The following is a 24,850-nucleotide window of genomic DNA, read 5'->3' on the forward strand; positions in this document are numbered from 1 at the left end:
CCCCCCCGCCCGCCGCACCCCGCCACCCCCGCTCCATGGGTGCCCCCGGCCGGGACGGTGAACTGCGCCGTACCTTCCCGGCGTTCACGCCCCGCGCCCTGGGCGAGGACGGTGGATTCGCCGAGACCTGGTGGGGCAACGCGTGGGTGGACGCCCTCGAGAGGGGTGCGCTGGATGCCAAGCGGCTGGCACGGGGGCGTGGTTACGCGGAGCAGGGGAATGTGGACGCCATCACCGTGACACCGGGTCTCGTCCTCGCGTACGTGCAGGGCAGCCGGCCCCGGCCGTACCGGGTGCAGGTGCGGCTGCGGACGCTCGACGACGCCGACTGGGACCGGTTCCTGGACTCCGCCGCGGACCGGACCGGGCACATCGCCGCCCTGCTCGACAGGGAGATGCCCCACGCCCTCGCCGAAGGCGGCGTCCGGCTGCTCCCGGGACCCGGCGACCTCGAACCGCAGTGCAGCTGCCCCGACCGCGGCCACCCCTGCAAGCATGCCGCCGCCCTCTGCTACCAGACCGCCCGCCTGCTCGACGCCGACCCCTTCGTCCTGCTCCTGCTGCGCGGCCGCGGCGAGCGCGAACTGCTCGACGCGCTCTCCCGGTTGAGCGCCGCCCGCGCGGCCCGCGCCGCCCAGGACAGGGGCCCGGCACCACTGCCCGGCGTACGCGCCACCGAGGCCCTCGCACCTCGCCGGCTGCCGCCGCTGCCGGCCCCGCTGCCGACGCCCCCGCACCCCGAGCAGCCCCCGGTCTATCCGGCGGCCCCGGGCGGCCCGGACCCCTTCGCACTGGACCAGTTGGCGACGGACGCCGCCGGACGCGCCCACGCGCTGCTCGGCACCGGACGTGACCCGGTCGCCGAACTGACGCTGTGGCAGGACGCGGTGCGGCTCGCCGCGGCCCGCCCCGGCTCCGGCCTCACCGCCGCCACCCGCTCGCTCTACGCCTCGCTCGCCGCCGCGGCCGACCGCACCCCGGCCGACCTGGCACGCGCAGTCGCCGCCTGGCGGCAGGGCGGGTTCGACGGCCTGGCCGTCCTGGAGGAACCCTGGGACCCGCCGGCCGGCCGCTTCGACCGCGCCCGCCCGCTCCTGCTCGCCGCCGACCTCCCGGCCTTCCGCCCCTGGCGCAACCGCCTCACCCACCCCCGCGGCCATGTCCAACTCCGTCTGGGCCGCGACGGCTTGTGGTACGCCTACGAATCCGACCCGGGCGCCGACGACTGGTGGCCCCGCGGCACCCCCGACCTCGACCCGGTCGGCGCCCTGACCGGCCTGGGAGCCTCACCCGAGGGCTGACACGCTTCACACAACCACCACACACAGTTCGCACAGTGGGTGCGAGGGAAGGCGACTCCTGTGCCACTAAAATGCCGCGATGTCGCCCTGCGACACAACAACTGACCGAAGGCGAACGGGGGAAGCGGCATGGCTACGGGGGGATGGGGTCCGGGCACGGGACAGCCCGGCGGCAACGGACCGGGCGGACAGGGCTGGGGCCCGCCGCCCGGAGCGCCGGCCAACAACCCCTACGTACCGCCACAGGCGCCGTACCCGCCGCAGAACCCGTACCCCTATGTGCCCCCGGCCCCCGTGCCCGGTCGGGCACCGCGCCGCCGCAGCCGTCTGTGGTTCCTCTCCGCGCCCTACCTCGTCACCGCCATCATCCGCTCCGCGCACCGCGTCGCGGTCCGTCTCTTCGTGCAGGAGGGCGACGGCCGGATCGAGGACCGCACCGTGGACCGCGTCCAGGTGGCCCGCACGGTGCTCGGCGCTGTCGCCACGGTCGCCCTGTTCCTGGCCTACGGCGCGGAGAAGGACGGCTGGGAGGACGCCGCGACCGGTGGCGTCGCCAACATGATTATCGCCCCGGTCCTGCTGATCGTCGGCGGCCCGCTGGTCATCCTCGGCTTCGTCTTCTACGCGCCCTCGCACCTGAGGCCCCATCTGCGCTCCAGGCTCCATGCCCCGTTGAAGGCGGTCGGCTGGTATCTGCTGATGGTGCTCGTCCTCGTGGGGACCCTTCTGGGAATCGGGCAGGCGGCCAAGACCGACCTGCACGGGTGGCAGGGCTTTGTGGTGGGACTCGCGGGGCTGGCCGTGCTGGCCTGGGGCATTCCCTTCTTCCTCCTGGCGTCGCTGTACTCCGCGCGCAGCGCCTTCAACACCGCCCACGTCCATCCGATGCTGCCGCCCGTGGTGACCGTGGCGCTGGTGTGGGTGCTCGCGATCTTCAACCTGATCGACAGCGGCATGCCCCAGGGGCCGCCGGTCGTGCAGTACTGCTCGCTGCTGGGCGGCCCGCTGTCGGTGACGGCCGTTTCGCTGTGGGAGATGCGAAGGATGCGGACCCGGTTCGGGGTGGCCGTCCGTGGCGCGGCCCCGGTCCCCGCCCCCGCCCTTCGGTGAGGGCCGTGTGAGCATGCGCCGGTGATGTCCGGGAGCCGGGTGTGAGGAGCGGGGGCCGCAGCCCAAGGAACGGCGGTTGGCGTGGAGCGCTGCGGTTGTTACAGGTGTGCGCCGAGCAGGGCCTGCTCGGCGTAGTCACCGGCGCACCGCGTAGTACACCGGCGGACCTTCTCACGGCCGGAGGCGAGATCGGAGACTGCCTGGTGAACGAGCGGCTGGTAGACCATGCCAAGATGCTTGCTCGCCACCATCGACCGCGCCCGGCACGGCGGGGAGGCGGTCAGCCCGGGAATCCGACCGGAGCACATCCATACGGGACAGCGGGCCGATCGGGGCTTGGGCGAGCGGTCCCCGGGAGCGGTGCAGGAACGCCTGGCCGAGCAGCCGACCCGCCGCACGAAGGTATTCTCCGGTGCGAAATACTCTCCCGATGAGCTCACGCACTTCCCCGATCAGTCAGCCGATCACGATACGGAGGGCCGTCGCGCGGGATGCCAGACGGCTCACGCGGCTCGTGCGTGGCTCAGGCGCCTACGCGGGTAAGTACGCAGCCGCAGTCGAGGGCTACCGGGTCGGTCCCGATTACATCGAGGCCCACCGCACCTTTGTGGCCGTCGGCGCCGACGATCACGCAGGCCTGGTCCTCGGGTTCTACTCGCTCGTCCTCGCGCCACCGGAGCTCGACCTGCTGTTCGTCGCCGACGAAGCGCAAGGGCGGGGTATTGGACGGCTGCTCGTCGCGCACATGCAGTCCGAGGCCCGTGCCGCCGGTGTCGATCGTCTCAAGGTCGTGTCGCATCGTCCCGCCGAGAACTTCTACCACCGCGTCGGCGCGGTGCGGACCGGGACCGCGCTCGCGAACCCGCCCGCCGTGCCGTGGGACCGTCCCGAATTCGAGTTTCGCATTTCCTCGGAATGACGCGGTGGGCCGGCCGCCGGGGCACCGGCTTCGCCTGCACGGTGACCGGCATGCAGGAGCCGCTGGCCGCCGCGCGCTCCGTGCGTGCCGTCGCCTCCGTCCTGGTGGGGTGATCGCCGGCGTGACCACCGTGCCCCCGGTGGCGGTCCTCGTCACCCTGCCCGACGAGACCGAGTCGTTCGAGGTGGCGTGGAAAGGCGGCAAGGTCTCCAGCACGGGCAACGCGTCGGTCCCTCAGGTGAGCCCCTTCAGGTTCAGGCCGGGCGACGGCGGCTGACCTCCGCCGAGTCGCCGTCGGCCGCCGCCCCGCCCCGCCCGGCCGCAGGCGCGAGCCGCACGGCCGCCCCCTCCACCAGCCCCAGGTCGGCCTTGGTGTGGCCGATGGCCGCGTCGAGGAGGAGGGACACCAGCGGGTCGCCGGTGTGGGTGCGGCGCAGCCGGGTCAGCCCGGCGAGTTCGGAGAGGTAGGTCTGGCGCTGCGCCGCGACGAGCTCCTCCAGCGCTTCGGCGCCGAGCGCGCAGGCGCCGAACAGCTTCAGGAAAAGCTCGTCGCGGAACCCGCCCGTGCGCACCCACGCACTGGTGGCCCAGTCCCGCACCTCCTGCTGCCCGGCCGGGGTCAGTTGGTAGAGGGTCTTGTCGGGCCGGTCCGGCTGGGCCACCTGGGACCGGGTGACGAAGCCGTCGCGCACCAGCCGGTCGAGGATCTGGTACAGGTGGCCGATGTTGAGGCCGCCCCACTGCGGGCCGATGGCCTCCTCGAAGCGGCCCTTGAGCTCGTACCCATGACTCTCCCCCTCGGTCAGCAGGGCGAGCACGGCGTGGTGCAGCGGCAATTTACACACCTCCTGGATTGTGACAATGTACCGCTGCATTGTCGCAATGTAGGAGGACTGTCAGTGGGTGTGAGGTTGAGGGGCGTGACCCGCCGGTATCCGGGGCTGGTCGCCCTGGACGGCGTCGATCTGGAGATCGGCGACGGCGAGGCGGTCGCGGTCACCGGCCCGTCGGGTTCGGGGAAGTCCACCGTGCTGCACCTGGTCGGCGGCATGGATCGGCCGGACGAGGGGGCGATCGAGGTCGACGGCGCGGAACTGAAGGCCCGTCAGCTCGATGCGCACCGTCGCCGGATCGGGTTCGTCTTCCAGCGTTTCCACCTGCTGCCCGCGCTCACCGTGCTGGACAACGTCCTCGCGCCCGTGCTGCCCCGCAGGGTGGACTTCGACCGGCGGGCCCGCGCCATGGAACTCCTGGAGGCCGTCGGCCTCGCCGCCCGCGCCGACGCCCTGCCGTCCGAACTCTCCGGCGGCCAGCAGCAACGGGTCGCGACAGCAAGGGCGTTGATCAACCGCCCGGGCCTGCTCCTCGCGGACGAGCCGACCGGCAACCTCGACAGCGCGACCGGCCGGGAGATCATCGATCTCCTGCTCTCGCTGCGTGAGCGCTACGGCATGACCCTGCTGCTCACCACCCACGACCCCGAGGTCGCCGTGAGCTGCGACCGGATCGTCCGGCTGCACGACGGTCGGATCGTCGCCGACGAGCGAGTCGCCCCCGACGACGACGTGTTCGACCGGCTCGGAGGCCTGCGCCCGTGATCACCATGATCCTGTCCCAGTTATGGCGCCGCCGCTCCCGCGCCTTGGCGCTCGCCTCGGGCATCCTGGTCGCCGCCACCAGCTTCACCCTGCTCACCGCGACGGTCACCACCAGTCAGGCCCGCACCACCGGCCTCGTCGAGGACAGCTCCCGCTCCGCCTACGACCTCCTGGTCCGTCCGCCCGGTGCCGGCAACGACGTCGAGAAGGAACAGGGCCTGGTCGAGGCCAACTTCCTGTCCGGCATCTTCGGCGGCATCACCCTCGGCCAGTACGAACACATCAAGTCCCTCGCCGGGATCGAGACCGCCGCACCGGTCGCCAACGTCGGCTACCTCATGGTGCAGAGCACGGTCCCGGTCGACGTATCCGCCTTCCGCGACAGCGATGCGCCCGCCCAACTCCTGCGCCTCACACCGACGCTGAAGGCCGGACTGGGCAGCTACCCGATGGCCGACCAGTACGTCTACCTGACCCGCAGACCGATCGTCACGTACGAGAAGTGGAACGAGGCCGACAACACCTGGCCCGACCTCCAGCACGAGATCGCCGGCGACAAGAAGTACGCGGTGTGCTGGTTCTACAACGAGGACAAGAAGGGGGACACATTCGACATCCTGGGTGAGCGGCTGCCCCAGCCGCTGTTCGTGTGGAACCCCGTCCCCAAGACGGCCTTCACCCCCGACGCCCGCTCCCGGATGACCTGTGTACCGGGCGACGGCAAGGCCACGGCGCAGATCCCGGTCGCCTACCCGGTGCTCCTGTCGGCGATCGACCCGGCCGCCGAGGACCGGCTGGTCGGTCTGGGCGGCGCGGTCACCTCGGGCCGGATGCTCACCGACAAGGACAAGCCCTTCTGGGGGCCCGACGCCTTCGACCTGAACCCGGTGGAGTCCGAACGGCAGCACGATTACCAGGTCCCCGTCATCCTCAGCAGCCGAACCCTCACCGCCGGCGCCCTGAAGGCCACCGTCCAGCGGCTCGACGTCGACGATCCCGCCGCCCTGCCCGCCGAGCTGGCCAGCCCCCGGGCCCACGACTACGTCAACGGCCTGCACGGCAGCGCCGCGGGCGAGGTGAGCGCCGACCTCGACGCCGGCTTCCGCACCATCACCAGCGGGGACGACTTCGAGGTACCCCTGTACTGGACCGCCGGCCCCGTCGACTACCGCGCCACCGAGGACGGTCTCACCGCGCGGACCCGCTCCGCCCAGCCGCGCGACATGTGGCGGACCAACGTCGAGGACAACCTGGTGCCGAACGTCCCGGAGGAGAACACCGGCACTCAGTTCCGTGAGGTCACCGCCCACGCAGCCACCGACTGCATGGCCTTCAAGACGTGCACGGGCAAGGACGCCGGGCGCGGCCCCACACCGATCCTGAACATCGTCGGCCGCTACGACACCGACAAACTGCGCGGCTTCTCCGCCCTCTCCCAGGTCCCCCTGGAGACCTACCGGTCCCCGCAGGTCACCGGCGCCGACGCGGCCTCCCGGGCCGCCCTCGGCAACCAGCCGCTGCGACCCGACCGCAACCTCGGCGGCTACCTCAGTCCGCCGCCCACCCTGCTCACCACGCTCGACTCGCTCTCCGTCATCACCCACAGCCGCAGAAAGCCCACCGCGCAGGAGAAGGCACCCGTCAGCGCCATCCGCATCCGGGTGGCCGGAGTGAGTGGCGTCGACCCCGCCTCCCGCGCCCGCGTCAACTCCGTCGCCGGACAGATCCGCACCGCCTACCCCGAGCTCCAGGTGGACGTCACCGTCGGCAGCTCGCCCGCCCCGCAGACCGTGGCACTGCCGGGAGGCGTCAAGGTCACCGAGTACTGGGTCGCCAAGGGCGTCGCCCTGCGGATCCTGCGGGCCGTGGACACCAAGAGCGCGGTGCTGTTCGGACTGGTCCTGGTGGTCTGCGGACTCTTCCTCGCCCAGGCCGCCCTGGCCTCCGTACGCTCGCGCCGCACCGAGATCGGCACGCTGCGCTGCGTCGGCTGGAGCGCGCCGGAGATCCTCCGGCTGATCCTCGGCGAACTCGCGGTGATCGGGCTCGCCGCGGGCACGCTCGGCGCCCTCCTCGCCTACGGCCTGGGTGCCCTGCTCGGCCTGACCACCTCGATGGCGAAGGCGGCCCTCGTGCTGCCCGTCGCCCTGCTGCTCGCGCTGACCGCGGGCGTGCTGCCCGCCTGGCGGGCGACCCGGGTGCAGCCGCTGGACGCCGTCACACCCCCGGTCACCGGTGTCCGACGGGCGGTCGCCGTCCGGTCGGTGGCCGGCCTCGCGCTGCGCAACCTGCTGCGCGCCCCCGGCCGGACCGTGCTCGGCGCGGCCGGTCTGGCCCTCGGCGTGGCCGCGTTCACCGTGCTGCTCTCCCTCACGCTCGCCTTCCGTGGCGAGGTGGCCGGCTCGCTGCTGGGCAACGCCGTCGTCGCCCAGGCCCGTACCGCCGACTACCTCAGTGTCGCCCTGTCGCTGGTGCTCGGCGCGGCCGGGGCCGTGGACGTGCTGGTCCTCTCCCAGCGCGAGCGGGCCGCCGACCTCGCCGTACTGAGCGCAACCGGCTGGTCGAGGCGCGAACTCGGCCGCCTCGCCCTGTACGAGGGCGCCGGCCTCGCCCTGCTGGGCGGCGTCACCGGAGCCGTCGCGGGACTGGCCACGGTCCTGGTGATCGGTCAGGGATTGTGGGAGGGACGACTGTTGACGATGGCCGGTGCAGCGCTTCTGGCGGCCCTGGCCGGGGTCGGCCTGGTCTGCGGTGTGCTCTCCGTCCCGATCCGGGCCATGTCCCGTATCGCCCCGGCCCAACTGCTGGCGAGGGAGTGAGCGGCGGTCGGCGACCAGTACCCCCGTGGGCAGGGCACGCCAATGCCGAGATCACGAAGCGGTGGTACGTGAAGCCGGATGTGGAGGATCTTCGGCCGGCGGCCGCTGCATGGGGAGGTCTGGCGGGAGTCCCCACCCCCTCGCCTGATGGAGATGTGAGATGTGGGAGCGTGAGGAGGTGAGTGAGACACCACCGAACACCCTGCAATACCGCTTTGACGGGCCAGAGGACGCCCCTGTTCTGATCCTGGGCAATTCTCTCGCCACTACATGGCACATGTGGGACCGGCAGGTTCCCGAGCTGGCCAAGCAGTGGCGGATCTTCCGGTTCGACCTGCCGGGGCACGGCGGCGCGCCCGCCTACCCGGCGGGCTCGGTCCGAGACCTCACCGCCCGACTGCTCGCCACCCTCGACCGGCTCGGCATCCAGCGTTTCGGCTACGCGGGCTGTGCGCTCGGCGGCGCGGTCGGCCTGGAGCTGGCCCTGCGCCACCCGGAGCGGGTCGCCTCGCTCGCGCTGATCGCCGCCTCGCCGAGATTCGGCACGCCGGACGAGTTCCGGCAGCGCGGCGTGATCGTGCGGACCAACGGGCTCGACCCCATCGCCCGCACCTCCCCCGACCGCTGGTTCACCGGCGGGTTCGCCGCCGCGCAGCCCGCGATCACCGACTGGGCCGTGCAGATGGTCCGCACCACCGACCCGGGCTGCTACATCGCCGCCTGCGAGGCTCTCGCGGCCTTCGACATAAGGGCCGACCTCGCCCACGTCGGCGTGCCCACCCTCGTCCTCGTCGGCTCCGACGACCAGGTCACCGGCCCGGCGGAGGCCCGTACGCTCGTCGCCGGCATCCCCGACGCACGGCTCGCCGTGGTGCCGGGCGCCTCCCACCTCGTACCGGTGGAGCAGCCCGCGGCCGTCACCGACCTCCTGGTCCGGCACTTCTCCACGGCCTGGCAGCCCGCCTTCGACTCCACCACCGGGCAGACGGCCATCCCGGCCGCCCCGCTCAAGCCGGTCCTGGCGGCCCCGCCGCAGATCTCGCCGATCGCCGAGATCGCCCCCGCCGTACCGGCGCCCTTCGTGGGCGGGGGACGGCCCGACCCGTACGACGCCGGGATCAAGGTGCGCCGCGAGGTGCTCGGCGACGCGCATGTCGACCGGGCGCTGGCGCAGGCCGACGAGTTCTCCGGCGACTTCCAGGAGTTCGTCACCCGCTACGCCTGGGGCGAGATCTGGGACCGCCCCGGTCTCGACCGCCGCTCCCGCAGCTGTGTCACGCTCACCGCCCTCGTCGCGGGCGGCCACCTGGAGGAGCTCGGCTTCCACGTCCGGGCCGCCCTGCGCAACGGTCTCACCCCGGTCGAGATCAAGGAGGTGCTGTTGCAGGCGGCGGTCTACTGCGGGGTGCCGGCGGCCAACAGCGCGTTCAAGGTGGCCCAGCAGGTCATCCGGGAGGAGACGACTCCTGAGGAGTGAGCACGGCAGCCGGGCAGCGCGGCCACCAGGCTGAGCCGCCCCGGCGGCCCTTCCAGGAGGCAGGATGGAAGCCATGAAGCTCACGAAGATGTCGCACGCCTGTGTCCGCCTCGAGAAGGACGGACGCACGCTCGTCCTCGACCCCGGCGCGTTCGGTGAGGCGGACGCCGCGGTCGGCGCGGACGCGATCCTGATCACGCACGAGCACCCCGACCACTTCGACGAGGAGCGGCTGCGCACGGCCCTTGAGGCGAACCCGGCCGCCGAGATCTGGACCCTGAAGTCCGTCGCGGAGAAGATCTCCGGCGCCTTCCCGGGCCGGGTGCACACCGTCGGCCACGGCGACACCTTCACGGCGGCCGGCTTCGACGTCCAGGTCCACGGCGAACTCCACGCCGTCATCCACCCGGACATCCCGCGCATCACCAACGTCGGCTACCTCGTCGACGGCGGCCGCGTCTTCCACCCCGGCGACGCCCTGACCGTCCCCGACCACGCCGTCGAGACGCTGATGCTCCCGGTCATGGCCCCCTGGAGCAAGATCTCCGAGGTCATCGACTACGTCCGCGAGGTCAAGCCGCAGCGGGCGTACGACATCCACGACGCCCTTCTCACCGACCTGGCCCGTCCCATCTACGACAACCAGATCGGTGCGCTCGGCGGCGCGGAGCATCTGCGGCTGGCGCCCGGGGAGAGCACGTCGCTGTGAGTGTCAGTGGCGCCCGGTAGGTTGTCAGGCATGCGCATCGCGACCTGGAACGTCAACTCGATCACCGCCCGCCTGCCGAGGCTCCTGGCCTGGCTGGAGAGCAGCGGCACCGACGTGCTCTGCCTCCAGGAGGCCAAGCTGGCCGAGGAGCAGTTCCCGTTCGACCAGCTGCGCGAGGCGGGCTACGAGGCGGCGGTCCACGCCACAGGCCGGTGGAACGGGGTGGCGGTGATCTCCCGCGTCGGCCTGGAGGACGTCGTCAAGGGCCTGTCCGGCGACCCCGGCTACGACGGCGCCCCCGAGCCCCGCGCCATCTCCGCGACCTGCGGCCCGGTCCGCGTCTGGTCGGTGTACGTGCCGAACGGGCGCGAGGTGGACCACCCGCACTACGCCTACAAGCTCCAGTGGTTCGAGGCCCTCAAGGCGGCCGTCGCGGGTGACGCGGCGGGCAGCCGCCCCTTCGCGGTCCTGGGCGACTACAACGTGGCGCCGACCGACGACGACGTCTACGACGTGGCCGCCTTCGAGGGCCTCACCCACGTCACCCCGGCCGAGCGCGCGGCCCTCACCTCCCTGCGCGAGGCGGGCCTGTCCGACGTGGTTCCGCGCCCCCTCAAGTACGACCACCCCTTCACGTACTGGGACTACCGCCAGCTCTGCTTCCCCAAGAACCGCGGCATGCGCATCGACCTCGTGTACGGCAACGAGCCGTTCGCGAAGGCCGTCAGCGACGCCTACGTGGACCGCGAGGAGCGCAAGGGCAAGGGCGCGTCGGACCATGCGCCCGTGGTCGTGGATCTCGACGTCTAGTCACCGCAGCAGACCGAGGTCCACGGACCCGGCGAGCGCCGCGAGACCCGTGTCTCCCGGGTGCAGATGGTCGCCGCTGTCGTACGCGGGCAGCATCCGTGCCGGGTGGTCCGGGTCGCGCACCACGCCGTCGAAGTCGAGCACGCCGTCGAACACACCGGCGTCCCGGATCCAGGCGTTCACCGCGACCCGCTCGCCGTCCACGGCGGCCGTGCAGCGTGCCTCGCCCTCGCAGGGCAGGATCGTCGCGGCCAGCATCCGCAGTCCGCGCGCACGGCCCCGGTCGGCGATCTCCCGCAGGCCCGCGATCACCTCGTCCGCCGTGGCGCCCCACCGCACGTCGTTGACGCCCTGGAAGACGACCGCCGTACGCGCCGACGTCTGCGCGAGGACATCCCGGTCGAACCGGTGCAGGGCGCTCACCCCGCCGGTGTCCGTGGAGACCCCGTCACCGGGATAGCGGTCGGTGACCACGCGGTTCGCGGAGATCCCCTGGTTGAGCACGCCATAGTGCGGGACGGCGTCCTGCGCCAGCAGTCGTGCGGCCAGCACATCGGGCCACCGCCGATTGGCGTCGGCCGTCGACTTGTCGCCGTCCGTGATCGAGTCCCCGAGCAGCACCACGGACCCCGGCCCGCCGCCCACGTCCACCCCGGTCAGCAGCGGCCGGCTCGTCAGGACGGTGGTGTACGCCGTCGCCGAGCCGTCGGCCGTGTGGTCGCCCGCCTCACTGACGTACGAGCGCTGCTGCGCGAGCCGGTGAACGGGCGCCGCCGTCACCGTCCCCGGCAGATGGAAGCTCACCAGCAGATTCGCGTCCGCGGGCACCTCGAAGTCGAGCGGATCGCTGAACACCTGCGCCCCCGCGGGCACATCGGCGCCCACCGCACCCCGGAAGGCGACCGGCACCGGCACGTCCCGCGCCGCCGCACCGGCCTCCTGGACCGCCACCGTCGCGCTCCCGATCCGCACGGGAGCCGCCGCGAAGGTGTTGTCGAACCGCAGCCGCACCCGCGGCCCGCCCACCGAGGAGTGCACCACGAGCCGCAGCGTCCGCTCGCTCCACGGCCCCACGGCCGGATACCCGGCGGTCGCCGTCGCCCAACTCCCGCTCCAGCCCGCGGTGGTGGCCCGCACCGCCACCGCGAACACATGCAGGGCAGGCGAGTCGGGCAGCAGCACCGAGGCGACCTGACGCCCGCGCGTGAGCGGAACCGTCACGACGTACAGCCGTGCCTTCTCGGCGAGTTGACCGCCGGGCGTGTTCACGTGCCCCAGCGCCACCGCCTTCGTGGCGAGCGGGCCGGTGCGCCAGTCGGGGGCGGTGAGCCGGTAGGAGGAGCTGCCGCCGTTCGCGTACGACACCCTGCCCGCACCCGTCACATCGGCGCCGCCGGTGCCCGCCACCAGGAAGGCGAGTGCGTCGCCCCGGCCGCCGACGCGCACCGACTGCCCGGCGGCCCGTACGTTGTCCGGCTCGCCCGCCTCCCGGCGCGGCCAGGACAGCCGTGCCCCCTGCACGGTCGGTGTGCGGCCGGGTGTCCAGCCCGCCGCCGTGAGGTCCTGGGCCGACAGGGAGGCGCCCGACCCGTCGAAGTCCGCCGCGCCGGGCCGGGCGTCGTCGCTGACCGCCGTGTTGTCGAAGAGCCGCTCCAGCGGAAGCGGTTGCGCTCGCTCCGCCCGCCGCGGGGCGCTCGCCTGCACCGGGCCGGCCGGCAGCAGGACCGCGCACAGGGCGAGGGCGAGCGCGGACATCCGTACACCTCGGCGCACCTGGTTCCCCCGTTCGGTACCGGTCGGGACGAGACGAAAGTCGCTCCGTGAAGATAGGGAGGCACCGGTGGCGCGTCAACGAGCCATGCGCGAACTCGGCGTGAAGTCGCCCCGAATCGACCGCGGGCGCGCGCCTGTGGTGCTGGGGCGGGTGCCAATGACACGCTGGGCGTATGAAGATCCCTTTTCTGGGCAACCGGCGCAAGGAACCCGAGGTGCACGACGCCGAGGGCATCGCCGGGCTCCTCTCCGAATGTGAGCTGCTGCGCCACCAGGCGCAGCGCAGCGGTGTCCGACTCGACGACACCGTTGCCTCGTTGGAGGCGCTCGACCAGCTGGTGCCGCGGTGGCGGGACGACGCCGAGGTCCTGGAGTGGCTCGGCAACGACGCCGGGCTGTATCTCGGGACGGTGATCGTAGGGACCGTGGAGGGGGCCCACTGGGGGATCCGCTCCGACGGGCAGCCGGTGATCCGGCTCGCCTCCGGCCGGGAGTTCGATGTCGTCGCCGACGGCCACGAGTGGGCGGCGAGCGGGGTGCCCGAACTCTCCCAGCTGTACGCCGAGGTGGCGGAGGCCTAGAGCAAGTGTGTAAGCAAGGAGTAAATACGGCTAATGCCCGAAAAGTGCGTGTCGGGTATTAACTCCACTCTTGTCTGGATAGTTTGCGGCAATCGCGACACAGCTGAGAGTGGGTAGGGCTGGGCATGGCCGTCGATCCGTTGATCGAGCTGCGTGACGTCAACAAGTACTACGGGGAACTGCATGTCCTCCAGGACATCAACCTCACTGTCGGCAAGGGGGAGGTGGTCGTGGTCATCGGCCCGTCAGGGTCAGGAAAGTCGACACTGTGCAGAGCGATCAACCGGCTGGAGACGATTGCCTCCGGCACGATCAGCCTCGACGGCCGGCCGCTGCCGGCGGAGGGGAAGGCGCTGGCGGGCCTCCGTGCCGATGTCGGCATGGTCTTCCAGGCGTTCAATCTCTTCGCCCACAAGACGGTGTTGCAGAACATCTCGCTGGGGCAGATCAAGGTCCGGGGCCGCAAGAAGGAAGACGCCGACAAGCACTCCCGTCAGCTCCTCGACCGGGTCGGCCTCGCCGACCAGGCGGACAAGTACCCGGCGCAGCTCTCCGGCGGCCAGCAGCAGCGCGTGGCCATCGCCCGCGCCCTCGCCATGGAGCCCAAGGCCCTGCTGTTCGACGAGCCGACCTCGGCCCTCGACCCGGAGATGATCAACGAGGTCCTGGAGGTCATGCGGCAACTCGCGCACGACGGCATGACCATGGTCGTCGTCACCCATGAGATGGGATTCGCCCGTTCCGCCGCCAACCGCGTCGTGTTCATGGCCGACGGCCGCATCGTCGAGGACCGCGCCCCCGAGGAGTTCTTCACCAACCCCAACAGCGAGCGAGCGAAGGACTTCCTCTCCAAGATCCTCACGCATTGACCCGGGGGGAGTGCGACCCATGTTCCGCACCACACGTGTGTGCAAGGACCCGATGGTCGGCCCCCATGCCGGCGGTTTCCTCGCGTGGAACCTCTATTACGCTATGCCGTTCATGCCCGTGGTGACGGTGATCCCGCCGGGGACGCCGCTGCCGGGTGGGGATCCCCCCACGGCCCCGAGACCGTAGGGGGGTGGCAGCTCACAGAGCCATACCCGCCCGGCGCCGGCCGGAGATCACTGCTCGCGCAGCGGAATCGACACGTACGACGGGTCGTTCGACGGCGAGGAGAAGGTCAGTCGCGCGCCGGACGGGTTGTGCTCGATGTAGAGCGGGTCGACCGTGTCGACGACCAGGGCGAGACGGTGCCCTGCCGGGACGTCGTAGGCCGTGGAGTACAGCTCCAGGTCGACGCCGAACGGCTTGCCGGGCGTCTGCCCGTGGAAGGTGTACGGCGCGTTGCTGACCAGCTTGCCGAGGCCGAGCGGCCCCACGTCGTAGAGGTAGGCGACGAGGGTGCCGCTCTCCTTGGTCGGGGTGACCGTGGTGTGCAACTCGGCGGTGCCGCGTACCGGTTGGGCCGTCGCGTACTTCTCCGACTGCCATACCGCCGCCCAGGTGCGGGGGAGCAGGGGGATCGAGGCGACCGGGGGCAGCTTGGCGATCTGGTCGAGGATGCTGGACAGGAAGACGACCCCGCCGTCGGCACCCGAGTCGACGTTGGTGTGGATCGTGGTGGTGCCGGACAGGGCGAGCTTCTTGCGGGTCGCGCCGACCGACTTCCAGTCCGGGTAGCCCTCGTAGCCGCCCGTGGAACGGGACTTGAGCCGGACGGGCCGCTCCTTGTCGATGCCGTTGGCCTCGCCCCTGAGGTAGTGGTCGAACCAGCGCTCGGTGTCGGTCCACACGTCGCCCGGCAGCCCCAGCAGACCGGTGAGTTCGGCGGTCGCGTGGTCGCCGGGGCGGAACTCCAGTCTCTTCGGGCCGGTCAGCTTCTCGTAGAAGTCCGCGTACTGGTTGGGCGGGAAGACCGTGTCGCCCCAGGCGTTGGCCAGCATGACCGCCGCGCCGTTCTTGTTCAGCTGATCCACATATGTGGCGGCCGAACGTTTCTTCCCCCAATTGACCATGTCCTGTTCCCTGGACAGATCGGAGGCGTAGAGGTTGTCGAAGATCTCCCGGAGTTCGGCGCTCTGGCGCCCGGTGACCAGGCTCGCGCCGTCGAGGAGGGCCGAGGCCTGGACGTGCTGGGTGCGCCCCGAGTAGATCGAGTCGATCAGGTCGGCCCAGCCGCTGAGGGCGGCGACCGCCCTGACGCGCTTGTCGTGGGCGGCGGTGAGCAGGCTGATGCCGGCGCCGTAGGAGACGCCCGCCATGCCGACTCTCTGGGTGTCGGCCGGGGTGTGGGCGAGCGCCCAGTCGATGACCTTGCGGGCGTCGGCTATGTCGGGTGGGCCCGCCACTTCTATCTCCCCGCCGGACTGCCAGAAGCCGCGCACGTTGTAACTGAGCACCACATAGCCGGAGTTCGCGAGTTTCTGGGCCTGCGCGAAGTACTCGACCTGGGGCAGGCCCCAGCTTGTGGGCAGCACGAGCAGCGGGTAGGTGCGGCTGCCGTCGGAGCCCGCCGGGGTGATGACGTTCGCCTTGAGGACGGTGCCGCCCTCGCCGGTGATGTCGACGAACCGGACGCCGTTCGTGGCCGCCTGTGCGGCGGGGGTCACGCCGAGGACCCCACCGGCGATCAGGGTCGCGGAGACGGCGCCCACAGCGGTCGTGCGCAGGGCCTTGCGATGGTGTCCCACGGGCCACTCCTCACTCGTGTCAGTGCAAAGTGACCCGACGGTAACCGCGGGTTCTTACCGCAGGTAACCCGTCGGTAAGTTACGCGGCAGTAACGATTGTTGTCATGTGAATGAATTCAGGAGGCGCGGTGGGAGTTGCGGGGAGCCGCGGGCGCCGGCAGCGGCGCCTGTGCGGCCCGGGTCACATCCGCGATGAGCTCGGCGACGTCCGGGCCGTATGCCTGTGAGTTGACCACCTTCAGCAGCAGGACGAACGTGTTGTTGCCGTACTTGCGGGACAGCCGCTCGTGGTTGCGGGCGAGGTAGCGGGTCGCGGCCTGGTTGGTGATCGCGGTCTGGCCGCTGAACAGGAAGACGGGCCGGGTCAGGCCGGGTTGCCCCGCCGTGAGCCGGGCCAGCAGCACGTATTCGGACAGGCCCTTCTCCATGCGGTAGCGCTCGCTGCCGATCTGGAAGGCGAGCCGGTCCGGGCCCGGTTCCGGATCGGTGTTCACCCGCACTCCGGGCAGCATGGCGTGCATATGGGCCGCCATGCGCCGGTTGGATCCCGGACCGCCGACACAGAACTCCGTGCGCTCCCCGAAGCCCTGCCGGGCCGTGTCCTGGGTGATCACCTCGGCGTGCGCACCACAGTCCTTGATGAGCGCGGAGAGCTCCAGGAGTGCGAAGACGTCGTAGCGGTGCACGGAGAGGTCGGGGCTGCCGGCGTCGCGGTTGACGACGAGCAGGGACTCGGAGTTGTCCGGCAGCCCGAAGAACGCCTGCTTCTTACGGAGCTTGCGCTTCCACAGATAGGTGCGGGCCACCCAGCCGAGGGCGGCACTGATGCCGGCCGCGACCACGCCCAGGACGATGTTGCGCACGTCGTCATTCATGGGCGCGCATGCTAGCGGGCCGCCATGGCTGGTACGTACCCGTGTTCGAAGTGTGGCGTTCTTATGGCAGGTGCCCTGAATGGGGCTGTCGGGCCCCTGGTGTTGTGGTTACGCTGCGCGGACGGTCCCGGCCTGGAGGTACGCATGCGTCGCCCTGTCGCGCGGAAGCTTCTCGTCCTGGCGGTCTCGGCCGCCGTGGTGTCGGTCGGGGCGACAGCTCCGCCAGGGAGCTCCCCGGCCTCTGCGGCGCCGCAGAAGGTGCCCGTCGCCGTCGGCTACGGCGGTGCCGTCGCGAGCGTCGACCTCGACGCCTCCTCGGCCGGCATCGAGGTCCTGAAGAAGGGCGGCAACGCGGTCGACGCCGCCGTCGCCACCGCCGCCGCGCTCGGCGTCACCGAGCCCTACTCCTCCGGCATCGGAGGCGGCGGCTACTTCGTCTACTACGACGCCAGGTCCCGCAAGGTGCACACCATCGACGGGCGGGAGACGGCCCCGCTGACGGCCGGCTCCGACCTGTTCGTCGAGAACGGCAAGGCGCTCGCCTTCGCGGACGCCGTCAGCAGCGGGCTGAGCGTCGGCACGCCGGGCACCCCCGCCACCTGGGCGACGGCGCTCGGCAAGTGGGGCAGCAAGAGACTCGGTACGGTCCTGAAGCCCGCCGAGCGGATCGCCCGCGACGGGTTCACCGTCGACGACACCTTCCGCACGCAGACCGCCGCCAACGAGACCCGGTTCCGCTACTTCTCGGACACCACGAAGCTGTTCCTGCCCGGCGGACAGCTCCCGGTCGTCGGCTCCACCTTCAAGAACCCCGATCTCGCCCGCACCTACCAGGAGTTGGGCAGGAAGGGCGTCGACGCCCTCTACCGCGGCGGCCTCGGGGACGAGATCGTCGACACCGTGAACCACCCGCCCGTGGACCCGGCCTCCGGCTGGAACGCCCGCCCGGGCGACCTGTCGGAGAAGGACCTCGCGGCCTACCGCGCGAAGCTCCAGGCGCCCACGAAGACCTCGTACCGCGGACTCGGCGTCTACTCCATCGCACCCTCCTCCTCCGGCGGCACGACCGTCGGTGAAGCCCTCAACATCCTTGAGAACACCGACCTCTCGAAGGCGAGCGAGGTGCAGTACCTGCACCGGTACATCGAGGCCAGCCGCATCGCGTTCGCGGACCGGGGGCGCTGGGTGGGCGACCCGGCCTTCGAGGACGTACCGACGAAAGAACTGCTGTCGCAGAAGTACGCGGACTCCCGCGAGTGCCTCATCAAGGACGACGCGGTGCTGACGAGCCCGGTCGCGCCGGGTGATCCGCGCGATCCGGCGGCCTGCGCCAGTGGGGGAACGGCGGCGCCGACGACGTACGAGGGTGAGAACACCACACATCTGACGGTGGCCGACAAGTGGGGGAACGTCGTCTCGTACACGCTCACCATCGAGCAGACCGGTGGCAGCGGGATCACGGTGCCGGGGCGTGGGTTCATTCTGAACAACGAGCTGACGGACTTCTCCTTCGTTCCGGCCAACCCGGCCGTGCACGATCCGAATCTGCCGGGTCCCGGCAAGCGGCCGCGGTCCTCGATCTCGCCGACGATCGTGCTCGACCGGCACGACAAGCCTGTCGTGGCGCTCGGTTCGCCCGGCGGGGCGACCATCATCACCACCGTGCTCCAGACGCTGACGCGGTTCGTGGACCGGGGCGAGCCGCTCGTCGACGCGATCGCCGCGCCGCGGGCGAGCCAGCGCAACGCCGCGCAGACGGAGTTGGAGCCCGCGCTCTTCAACGACACGAGTCCCGGGAGTCTCAGGTCCCGACTGGAGGCCATCGGGCACTCGTTCAGGCTGAACCCCGAGATCGGGGCGGCAACCGGTGTGCAGCGGCTGCCGAACGGGAAGTGGCTCGCGGCCGCCGAGACCGTACGACGAGGTGGTGGCTCGGCGCAGGTGGTGTACCCGGCGCCGTAGTCACAGCTCGGGGGCGGGCGTTTCGTCTTCCGTACGGAACGCGAGCCGCTCGCCCTCCACGTCCACCCTCACCCGGCCGCCCTTCTCCACCCGCCCGTCGAGCAGCAGCCGGGACAGCTGGTTGTCGACCTCGCGCTGGATGGTGCGGCGCAGGGGACGGGCGCCGTACTCCGGCTGGTAGCCGCGCCGGGCCAGCCAGTCGACGGCCGTGTCCGTGAAGTCGACGGTGATGTCCTGTGCGTGCAGCAGGCGGCGGGTCCCTTCCAGCAGCAGGTTCGTGATCCGCCTCAGCTGTTCCTCCGTGAGCTGGCGGAAGACCACGATCTCGTCGATGCGGTTGAGGAACTCCGGGCGGAAGTGCTCGCGCAGCGGCCGCAGGATCTGTTCGCGCCGGGCCTCCTCGTCGGCCTCGGCGCCGCCCGGGCCGAAGCCGATGCCGGCGCCGCGGCGGGTGACGGCCTCGGAGCCGAGGTTGCTGGTCATCACCACAACCGTGTTGGTGAAGTCGACCGTGCGGCCCTGGGAGTCGGTGAGGCGGCCGTCGTCGAGGACCTGGAGAAGGATGTTGAAGACGTCCGGGTGCGCCTTCTCGACCTCGTCCAGCAGCAGGAGCGAGTAAGGGTGCCGGCGGACGGCCTCGGTGAGTTGCCCGGCCTCCTCGTGGCCGACGTATCCGGGCGGGGCGCCGACCAGACGGCTGACGGTATGGCGTTCCTGGTACTCACTCATGTCCAGGCGGACCATGCGCTCCTCACTGCCGAACAGGGCCTCGGCGAGGGCGCGGGCCAGCTCGGTCTTGCCGACGCCGGTCGGGCCGAGGAAGAGGAAGCTGCCGATGGGGCGGTCGGGGCTGGCGAGCCCGGCGCGGGAGCGCATGACCGCCTCGGCGACCACGCTCACCGCCTCCTCCTGGCCGACCACGCGCTGGTGGAGGTGCTCCTCCAGGCCGAGCAGCCGTTCCTTCTCCTCCTGGGTGAGGCTGGCGACCGGGATGCCCGTCTGCCGTGAGACCACCTCGGCGATCGCCTCCGCGGTCACTTCCAGGTTCTGCCCCTCGTCGGCCTCGTCGTGCCCGGTGGCCTCACCGATCCGCTGCTTCAACTGCGTGATGCGGTCGCGCAGTTGCATGGCCTGCTCGTAACTCTCGTCGGCGACCGCCTGGTCCTTGTCCCGGGCCAGCTGCTCGACCTCGCGCTCCAGGGCCCGTACGTCCGTGCCCTTGGTGCGGGCGCGCAGCCGTACCCGGGCGCCGGCCTGGTCGATGAGGTCGATGGCCTTGTCGGGCAGACGGCGGTCGGTGAGATAGCGGTCGGAGAGCTCCACGGCGGCCACCAGCGCCTCGTCGGCGTAGCGGACCTGGTGGTGGGCCTCGTAGCGGTCGCTCAGTCCGCGCAGGATCTCCAGGGTGTCCGCGACGGACGGCTCCGGCACCAGGATCGGCTGGAAGCGGCGGGCCAGCGCCGCGTCCTTCTCGATCCGGCGGAACTCCTCCAGGGTGGTCGCGCCGACGATGTGCAGCTCGCCGCGGGCCAGGGCGGGCTTGAGGATGTTGCCGGCGTCCATCGAGGCGGCCTCACCGCCACCGCCCGCGCCGACGACGGTGTGCAGTTCGTCGATGAAGACGATCAACTCGTCCGAGTGGGCGCGGATTTCCCCCACGATGTTGGTGAGCCGCTCCTCGAAGTCGCCCCGGTAGCGGGTGCCCGCGACCACCCCGGTCAGGTCCAGGGCGACCACGCGCCGCCCGATCAGCACGTCCGGCACATCGCTCTCGGAGATCCGCTGGGCGAGCCCCTCCACGATGGCGGTCTTGCCGACGCCCGCGTCGCCGATCAGCACCGGGTTGTTCTTGCCGCGCCGGGAGAGCACCTCGATGGTCTGCTCGATCTCCTCGTCGCGGCCGATCACCGGGTCGATCCGGCCCTGCTGGGCCAGCTCGGTGAGGTCGCGGCTGTACTTGTCGAGGGTCGGGGTGCCGGTGGCGCGGGGCGCTTCGCTGCGCGACTGCCCGGCGTCCGGTGCCGTCTCGGGCGGCAGGGGCGAGGGCGCGAAATGGGCGGAGTTGAGGATGTGCCCGGCCGCGGAGTCGGGGTTGGCGGCCAGCGCGCTGAGGACGTGCTCGGGGCCGATGTAACCGGTGCCGCGGGCCCGGGCCAGGTCGTGCGCGTCCAGCAGGGCGCGCTTGGCGGCCGGGGTCAGGGACAGCGAGGTCGGCGGCGGGACCTCGCCCGGCGGGTGCTGCACGGGGCCGGACCGTTCGTCGATCTCCTCGGCGAGCTCGTCGGGATCCGCGCCGGCCCGGCTGAGCAGGCTCCGGGTCGGCTCGGCGGACAGTGCCGCCCGCAGCAGATGCTGGGTGTCCAGGTCCCGGCTGCCGTGCTCGGCTGCGTACTGGGCGGCACCCCGGACCAGCTCACGGGCGGGCTGGCTCAGCAGCCGGCCGATGTTGATCTGCCGGGGTCCGGGTCGGGGTCCGCCGAAGAACCTGGCGAGGAACTCGCCGAAGGGGTCGTAGCCTTCCGATCCATTGAAGCCGCTGGTCATGGCCGTTCCCATCCGGCCTCCCCACAGGGCCCGGGGACGCCCTCGCCGATCGACGTGCCGGGGTCGGGTAACCCGCGTGGGAGCCGGTTACACCTCTGGCCCGTCCTCGCCCCGACGACCCACCCGTGCCGCGGGCCAGGTGTACTCCACCTCGTCCACCACGAGGCCCGGGGCCAGCCGCAGCGGGCGCTCGGCCGTGCGCAGGCCGCCTTGGCGCTCGTAGAACACGATCGCACGATCGTTGCCCCGCAGCACCTCCAGGAAGACGTCCCGACCCGGGTGCGCGGCGGCCGCCCAGGCGAGGCCGCGCCGCAGCAGGCTCCGGCCGAGACCGGTGCCGACGCGATCGGGGCGGACATGCAGGTTGTCGACGTGGACACGACCGTCCGCCACGGTGCACATGTGGATGAAACCGTGCAGCTCACCGTCCTCGTGCGCGACGAGAAGCAGACGGTCGGGGGCGAGCGAGGCCGTCCTGACCCGCCACGTCTCCCGGTGCTCCTCGGCCACCGGGCCGTGCAGATAGGAGGCGGGCAGGAGCGCGGCATACGCACTGCGCCAGCTGGCCGTGTGCAGGGCGGCGATACGGTCGGCGTCGGCGGCGGTCCCCGGTGCGATCAGCATGGGGCAGGTTAACTCCCGGCCCCGGCAGCCCTATCCGCCCCCCGACCAGCGCCGCCCCGCCCCCGCTGGGGGAGGGATTGGCAGATGTGTCCCGTGCCCGGCCTCGGTCACCTGCGGTTTCGCGGTCCTGCGGGGGGACGGATCTGCCAGTCCCTCACCTCTGGGGGCGCCGGGCGTCAGTCCGTGCGTGCCGTCAGGATCCTCGGGCCCGTCTCCGTGATCGCCACCGTGTGTTCTGCGTGGGCCGCGCGTGAGCCGTCGTTGGTGCGCAGGGTCCAGCCGTCCGCGTCCGCGTGGTAGCCGTCCGTGCCGCCGCCGATCAGCATCGGCTCGATCGCCAGGACCATGCCGGGGCGCAGCTTCATGCCGCGGCCGGGGCGCCCCTCGTTGGGCACCCCCGGGTCCTCGTGCATCCGGCGGCCGATGCCGTGTCCGCCGAAGCCGTCCGGGATGCCGTACCCGCCCTGGCGGCACACCGTGCCGATCGCGTGCGCGATGTCGCCGATGCGGTTGCCGACGACGGCGGCCGCGATACCGGCGGCGAGGGCCCGTTCGGCCGTCTCGATCAGGCGTACGTCGGCCGGGCGCGGTGTGCCGACCGTGAAACTGAGCGCCGAGTCGCCGACCCAGCCGCCCAGTTCGGCGCCGAAGTCCATCGAGACCAGGTCGCCGTCGCGCAGCTTGTGGCGGGTCGGGATGCCGTGCACGATCGCGTCGTTCACGGAGGCGCAGAGGACGGCCGGGAAGGCGGTCGGCGCGAAGGAGGGCCGGTAGCCGAGGAAGGGCGAGGTGGCGCCCGCCTCCCGCAGCACGTCGTGCGCCACCTCGTCCAGCTCCAGCAGGGAGACGCCCACGTCGGAGGCCTTGCGCACGGCCGTGAGGGCACGCCCCACGACCTGGCCGGCCTCGTACATGGCGTCGATCGATGTGTCCGTCTTCAGCTCCACCATGCCAATTACTATACCGGTATTAGAATGGGGTCATGGTGCGCACCCCACTGACCCAAGAAGAGCGTGAACGCGGCGAGCGGCTCGGCCGGTTTCTGCGTGAGGCCCGCGGCGGCCGCAGCATGGCCGACGTCGCGGCGTGTGCGGGCATCTCCGCGGAGACCCTCCGGAAGATCGAGACCGGCCGGGCGCCGACGCCCGCGTTCTTCACCGTCGCCGCCCTGGCGGGAGTGCTGGGGCTGTCCATGGACGACCTCGTGGTGAGGTGTGTGCTGGTGCCTGCCTGACGGCGGGGCGCACAGCGTCGGACCGCCCGGCCGGGGATCTTTGCGCCCGGTTCGCAAAGCCGCTGTAGCCGCGCCGTAACACAACTGGTGTTTTCTACGGACCGGAGTACTCCGGTCTGGCGGGAGTTGTGCGATGGCAGTGGAACAACTCCCGGGTCGGGTGCGGGAGTTCGCGAACTACCTGAACGGTCTGCTGGCGCGCCTGGATCAGGGCGGCGGCTGGTGCGCGGTGTTCTGGCAGCGCGACCCCGACGGTGTGCGGGCCTGTCTCGAGGGGCGTGAAGTGCCGCCCTGGGACGTGGTGGAGGCACTGCTCCAGGACCTGGCCACCGAGTACGGCCCGGGTGCCGCCACTGCCGAGGCCGAACAGGTCAGGCCCCTGCACACCGCGGCGCTGTCCGCGTTCGACGCCCGGCCCGGCGGCCGGGACGCCCTGGGCGACCGGCTCGACGTCATGCTCCGCGAACAGCGGTACGCCGCCGAACGCCAGGCGCAGTTGGGGCATGCGCTGGCCGCCGCCACCTCCCGGGAACAGGCCGACGCCCTCCGCCTCGACCTCGCCTGGGCCCGCGACGACCACGAACGGGCGACCGTCCGGTGCGCGGAACTCCGTAACCGGATACAGCAATTGGACCACCGCTCGGCGGAGGGCCAGGCCCGGGCGATCCGCCGCGGAGGCATCGGCGGCGTGTTCCGTATCGAGAGCGAGTACGGCCCGGGTGACGCGGGCGATGCGGACCAGTGGGGCGGCCGGGCCCCGGACATGCCGCAACAGCGCGACGCGGGTACGGCCGCGGAGGCGACGAGCCGGCGCGAGGACACGGGCTGGGGTGACGGGTGGAGCGGCCACGGCGCCGGTTCCGCGGTCGGCGCCCACGACGCTCCGGAGGTCGCCGGTGGGCCCGAGTGGGCCAAGGCGCCGGACCAGGTCACGGCTGGTCCCGGCGGCCCCGCCGCGGGTGCGTACGGGGACACGGGCACCGTTGACGTTCCGCCCACCCCTGTCGCCGAACCCACCCCCAAGCAGCGCAAACGCCGTCGTGGCGGCGCCCGCTTCGCCGGGTTCGTCGAGGAGGAGACCACCCCCGTCGTCGTACCGCCCGCCGCCGAACCCGCCCTGCCCGCGCCCGCCGCCCGCGCCCGCCGTACTCCGCGTGGTGCCCGGTTCGCCGGGGCCGCCGACGAGCCCGAGGCGCGCCCGGGACCGCAGGCCGAGCCGGTGGACGCGGGGGCCGGGCGGGAGGTCGTACAGACGGTCCAGACGCTGGTGCGGCTGCGCGCGGAGGGACGCAGCGGTGAGGCGCACGCGCTGCTCGTCGAGGCCGCCCACTGGCCCGCCGCCCGCTTCCCGCGGCTCGCCGGCGAACTGCAGCGTGCCGGGCTCGGCCACGACTGGGCGAGCCTGCTGTGGGAGGCCGCCTCGCTGCCCGCCGAGCGACTGGTCGCCGCGGCGGACGCGCTGGTCGAGGCCGGGCGCGGCGGTGACGGGGAGCAGATCCTGCGCCAGGGCGTGGCCCGGCCCGCCGAGGAGATCGGCGCCGCCGTGCTGGGCCTGACCGCCGAGGGCCGCCGCCGCGAGGTGCGCGCGCTGCTCGACGCCTACGTCCGCGTCCGTACCCCTGAGGAAGCGGCCCGCAGCGCCGCCCCCGGCCCGGGGACCCTCGTACCGCTGCTGCTGGAAGCCGCCCGGGGTGTCTCGGAGGAGCGCCACTGGGACCTCGTCCACGCACTGAGGGTCGCCGGCTTCACCGCCTGACCGGCGGGATCGATCACCCACGAGAGTGTGAAACGTGATCGACTCAGCGGGTTAACGACGATGGTCTTGGCAAGGCTCCCGGGGAG

At 71.9% G+C, this 24,850-nt stretch carries 22 protein-coding genes; 14 read left to right on the top strand and 8 right to left on the bottom strand.

The genetic code is table 11. The features are described 5' to 3' along the window. Positions 1-1,301, top strand: a 1,301-nt coding sequence (locus tag TN53_RS34995; RefSeq protein ID WP_046262849.1) for an SWIM zinc finger family protein, incomplete at its 5' end; no start/stop codon positions are given. Between the two features lie 129 nt (positions 1,302-1,430). Beyond that, on the top strand, positions 1,431-2,411 hold the full coding sequence (locus tag TN53_RS35000) for a hypothetical protein (RefSeq protein WP_046262830.1): 981 nt from the start codon (positions 1,431-1,433) through the stop codon (positions 2,409-2,411). 98 nt (positions 2,412-2,509) lie between these two features. Here TN53_RS35000 and TN53_RS49645 read toward each other — a convergent pair whose 3' ends face one another. Beyond that, positions 2,510-2,638 carry a hypothetical protein gene (locus TN53_RS49645; RefSeq protein ID WP_420719155.1) on the bottom strand — a complete coding sequence of 43 codons (129 nt, stop codon included), beginning with the start codon at positions 2,636-2,638 and terminating at the stop codon, positions 2,510-2,512. 203 nt (positions 2,639-2,841) lie between these two features. Between TN53_RS49645 and TN53_RS35005 the strand changes: the two genes are divergently transcribed. Beyond that, positions 2,842-3,330 (top strand): GNAT family N-acetyltransferase, encoded by a 489-nt coding sequence (locus TN53_RS35005; protein ID WP_046262831.1) that lies wholly within the window; start codon positions 2,842-2,844, stop codon positions 3,328-3,330. A gap of 121 nt (positions 3,331-3,451) precedes the next feature. After that, on the top strand, positions 3,452-3,607 hold the full coding sequence (locus TN53_RS47555) for a hypothetical protein (RefSeq protein WP_199924703.1): 156 nt from the start codon (positions 3,452-3,454) through the stop codon (positions 3,605-3,607). Here TN53_RS47555 and TN53_RS35010 read toward each other — a convergent pair. After that, a complete protein-coding gene (locus tag TN53_RS35010) occupies positions 3,585-4,205 on the bottom strand; it encodes a PadR family transcriptional regulator (RefSeq protein ID WP_234441774.1) in 621 nt (206 codons plus the stop codon). The genes TN53_RS47555 and TN53_RS35010 overlap by 23 nt on opposite strands. 45 nt (positions 4,206-4,250) lie before the next feature. Here TN53_RS35010 and TN53_RS35015 point away from each other — a divergent pair, with 45 nt between their 5' ends. From TN53_RS35015 to TN53_RS35035, 5 genes are all read left to right on the top strand, one after another. Continuing rightward, positions 4,251-4,928 (top strand): ABC transporter ATP-binding protein, encoded by a 678-nt coding sequence (locus TN53_RS35015; protein WP_234441775.1) that lies wholly within the window; start codon positions 4,251-4,253, stop codon positions 4,926-4,928. A 5-nt stretch (positions 4,929-4,933) separates the two neighbouring features. After that, positions 4,934-7,747 carry an FtsX-like permease family protein gene (locus TN53_RS35020; protein WP_046262850.1) on the top strand — a complete coding sequence of 938 codons (2,814 nt, stop codon included), beginning with the start codon at positions 4,934-4,936 and terminating at the stop codon, positions 7,745-7,747. 178 nt (positions 7,748-7,925) lie between these two features. Next, entirely contained in the window at positions 7,926-9,224 is a 1,299-nt protein-coding gene (pcaC, locus tag TN53_RS35025; protein WP_046262851.1) for a 4-carboxymuconolactone decarboxylase, read from the top strand. Between the two features lie 73 nt (positions 9,225-9,297). Continuing rightward, the gene (locus tag TN53_RS35030) at positions 9,298-9,933 is read left to right on the top strand and encodes an MBL fold metallo-hydrolase (protein WP_046262852.1); all 636 of its coding nucleotides are present in this window, start codon (positions 9,298-9,300) and stop codon (positions 9,931-9,933) included. 30 nt (positions 9,934-9,963) lie between these two features. Continuing rightward, positions 9,964-10,743, top strand: coding sequence for an exodeoxyribonuclease III (locus TN53_RS35035; protein WP_046262834.1), 780 nt, complete (start codon positions 9,964-9,966; stop codon positions 10,741-10,743). Here TN53_RS35035 and TN53_RS35040 read toward each other — a convergent pair whose 3' ends face one another. Then, a complete protein-coding gene (locus tag TN53_RS35040; RefSeq protein WP_046262835.1) occupies positions 10,744-12,498 on the bottom strand; it encodes an SGNH/GDSL hydrolase family protein in 1,755 nt (584 codons plus the stop codon). A gap of 191 nt (positions 12,499-12,689) precedes the next feature. Between TN53_RS35040 and TN53_RS35045 the strand changes: the two genes are divergently transcribed. Next, on the top strand, positions 12,690-13,097 hold the full coding sequence (locus TN53_RS35045; RefSeq protein ID WP_046262836.1) for a DUF6278 family protein: 408 nt from the start codon (positions 12,690-12,692) through the stop codon (positions 13,095-13,097). A gap of 125 nt (positions 13,098-13,222) precedes the next feature. After that, entirely contained in the window at positions 13,223-13,966 is a 744-nt protein-coding gene (locus TN53_RS35050) for an amino acid ABC transporter ATP-binding protein (protein WP_046262837.1), read from the top strand. Between the two features lie 234 nt (positions 13,967-14,200). Here TN53_RS35050 and TN53_RS35055 read toward each other — a convergent pair whose 3' ends face one another. After that, the gene (locus TN53_RS35055; protein WP_046262838.1) at positions 14,201-15,769 is read right to left on the bottom strand and encodes a CocE/NonD family hydrolase; all 1,569 of its coding nucleotides are present in this window, start codon (positions 15,767-15,769) and stop codon (positions 14,201-14,203) included. A gap of 116 nt (positions 15,770-15,885) precedes the next feature. Further along, complete coding sequence (locus tag TN53_RS35060; protein ID WP_095046900.1) at positions 15,886-16,644, bottom strand: hypothetical protein; 759 nt, start codon at positions 16,642-16,644, stop codon at positions 15,886-15,888. A 144-nt stretch (positions 16,645-16,788) separates the two neighbouring features. Between TN53_RS35060 and ggt the strand changes: the two genes are divergently transcribed. Then, on the top strand, positions 16,789-18,606 hold the full coding sequence (gene ggt, locus TN53_RS35065; RefSeq protein ID WP_095046901.1) for a gamma-glutamyltransferase: 1,818 nt from the start codon (positions 16,789-16,791) through the stop codon (positions 18,604-18,606). Here ggt and TN53_RS35070 read toward each other — a convergent pair whose 3' ends face one another. The 3 genes from TN53_RS35070 to map form a co-directional block, all read right to left on the bottom strand. Further along, complete coding sequence (locus tag TN53_RS35070; RefSeq protein WP_046262854.1) at positions 18,607-21,150, bottom strand: ATP-dependent Clp protease ATP-binding subunit; 2,544 nt, start codon at positions 21,148-21,150, stop codon at positions 18,607-18,609. 87 nt (positions 21,151-21,237) lie between these two features. Further along, entirely contained in the window at positions 21,238-21,774 is a 537-nt protein-coding gene (locus tag TN53_RS35075; protein ID WP_046262840.1) for a GNAT family N-acetyltransferase, read from the bottom strand. Between the two features lie 176 nt (positions 21,775-21,950). Further along, the gene (gene map, locus TN53_RS35080; RefSeq protein ID WP_046262841.1) at positions 21,951-22,724 is read right to left on the bottom strand and encodes a type I methionyl aminopeptidase; all 774 of its coding nucleotides are present in this window, start codon (positions 22,722-22,724) and stop codon (positions 21,951-21,953) included. Positions 22,725-22,756: 32 nt separating this feature from the next. Between map and TN53_RS35085 the strand changes: the two genes are divergently transcribed. Together TN53_RS35085 and TN53_RS44290 are read left to right on the top strand one after the other, a co-directional pair. Then, a complete protein-coding gene (locus tag TN53_RS35085; protein WP_046262842.1) occupies positions 22,757-23,008 on the top strand; it encodes a helix-turn-helix domain-containing protein in 252 nt (83 codons plus the stop codon). Between the two features lie 133 nt (positions 23,009-23,141). Then, positions 23,142-24,764 carry a hypothetical protein gene (locus tag TN53_RS44290; protein ID WP_052745362.1) on the top strand — a complete coding sequence of 541 codons (1,623 nt, stop codon included), beginning with the start codon at positions 23,142-23,144 and terminating at the stop codon, positions 24,762-24,764. Positions 24,765-24,850: the final 86 nt, after the last annotated feature.

Origin of the sequence: Streptomyces sp. WM6386 (assembly GCF_000972385.1) — a bacterium.
Taxonomy (GTDB): Bacteria; Actinomycetota; Actinomycetes; order Streptomycetales; family Streptomycetaceae; genus Streptomyces.

Excerpts from the sequence above, each read along its gene's own strand:
- TN53_RS35030 (WP_046262852.1), top strand. The coding sequence starts at position 9,298 with ATGAAGCTCACGAAGATGTCGCACGCCTGTGTCCGCCTCGAGAAGGAC.
- TN53_RS35060 (WP_095046900.1), bottom strand. The coding sequence starts at position 16,644 with ATGAATGACGACGTGCGCAACATCGTCCTGGGCGTGGTCGCGGCCGGC.
- ggt (WP_095046901.1), top strand. The coding sequence starts at position 16,789 with ATGCGTCGCCCTGTCGCGCGGAAGCTTCTCGTCCTGGCGGTCTCGGCC.
- TN53_RS49645 (WP_420719155.1), bottom strand. The coding sequence starts at position 2,638 with ATGGTCTACCAGCCGCTCGTTCACCAGGCAGTCTCCGATCTCGCCTCC.
- TN53_RS35005 (WP_046262831.1), top strand. The coding sequence starts at position 2,842 with ATGAGCTCACGCACTTCCCCGATCAGTCAGCCGATCACGATACGGAGG.
- TN53_RS35085 (WP_046262842.1), top strand. The coding sequence starts at position 22,757 with ATGGTGCGCACCCCACTGACCCAAGAAGAGCGTGAACGCGGCGAGCGG.
- TN53_RS35050 (WP_046262837.1), top strand. The coding sequence starts at position 13,223 with ATGGCCGTCGATCCGTTGATCGAGCTGCGTGACGTCAACAAGTACTAC.
- map (WP_046262841.1), bottom strand. The coding sequence starts at position 22,724 with ATGGTGGAGCTGAAGACGGACACATCGATCGACGCCATGTACGAGGCC.
- TN53_RS35075 (WP_046262840.1), bottom strand. The coding sequence starts at position 21,774 with ATGCTGATCGCACCGGGGACCGCCGCCGACGCCGACCGTATCGCCGCC.
- TN53_RS35045 (WP_046262836.1), top strand. The coding sequence starts at position 12,690 with ATGAAGATCCCTTTTCTGGGCAACCGGCGCAAGGAACCCGAGGTGCAC.
- TN53_RS35040 (WP_046262835.1), bottom strand. The coding sequence starts at position 12,498 with ATGTCCGCGCTCGCCCTCGCCCTGTGCGCGGTCCTGCTGCCGGCCGGC.
- TN53_RS35035 (WP_046262834.1), top strand. The coding sequence starts at position 9,964 with ATGCGCATCGCGACCTGGAACGTCAACTCGATCACCGCCCGCCTGCCG.
- TN53_RS35070 (WP_046262854.1), bottom strand. The coding sequence starts at position 21,150 with ATGACCAGCGGCTTCAATGGATCGGAAGGCTACGACCCCTTCGGCGAG.
- TN53_RS35010 (WP_234441774.1), bottom strand. The coding sequence starts at position 4,205 with ATGCAGCGGTACATTGTCACAATCCAGGAGGTGTGTAAATTGCCGCTG.
- TN53_RS35000 (WP_046262830.1), top strand. The coding sequence starts at position 1,431 with ATGGCTACGGGGGGATGGGGTCCGGGCACGGGACAGCCCGGCGGCAAC.
- TN53_RS44290 (WP_052745362.1), top strand. The coding sequence starts at position 23,142 with ATGGCAGTGGAACAACTCCCGGGTCGGGTGCGGGAGTTCGCGAACTAC.
- TN53_RS35020 (WP_046262850.1), top strand. The coding sequence starts at position 4,934 with ATGATCCTGTCCCAGTTATGGCGCCGCCGCTCCCGCGCCTTGGCGCTC.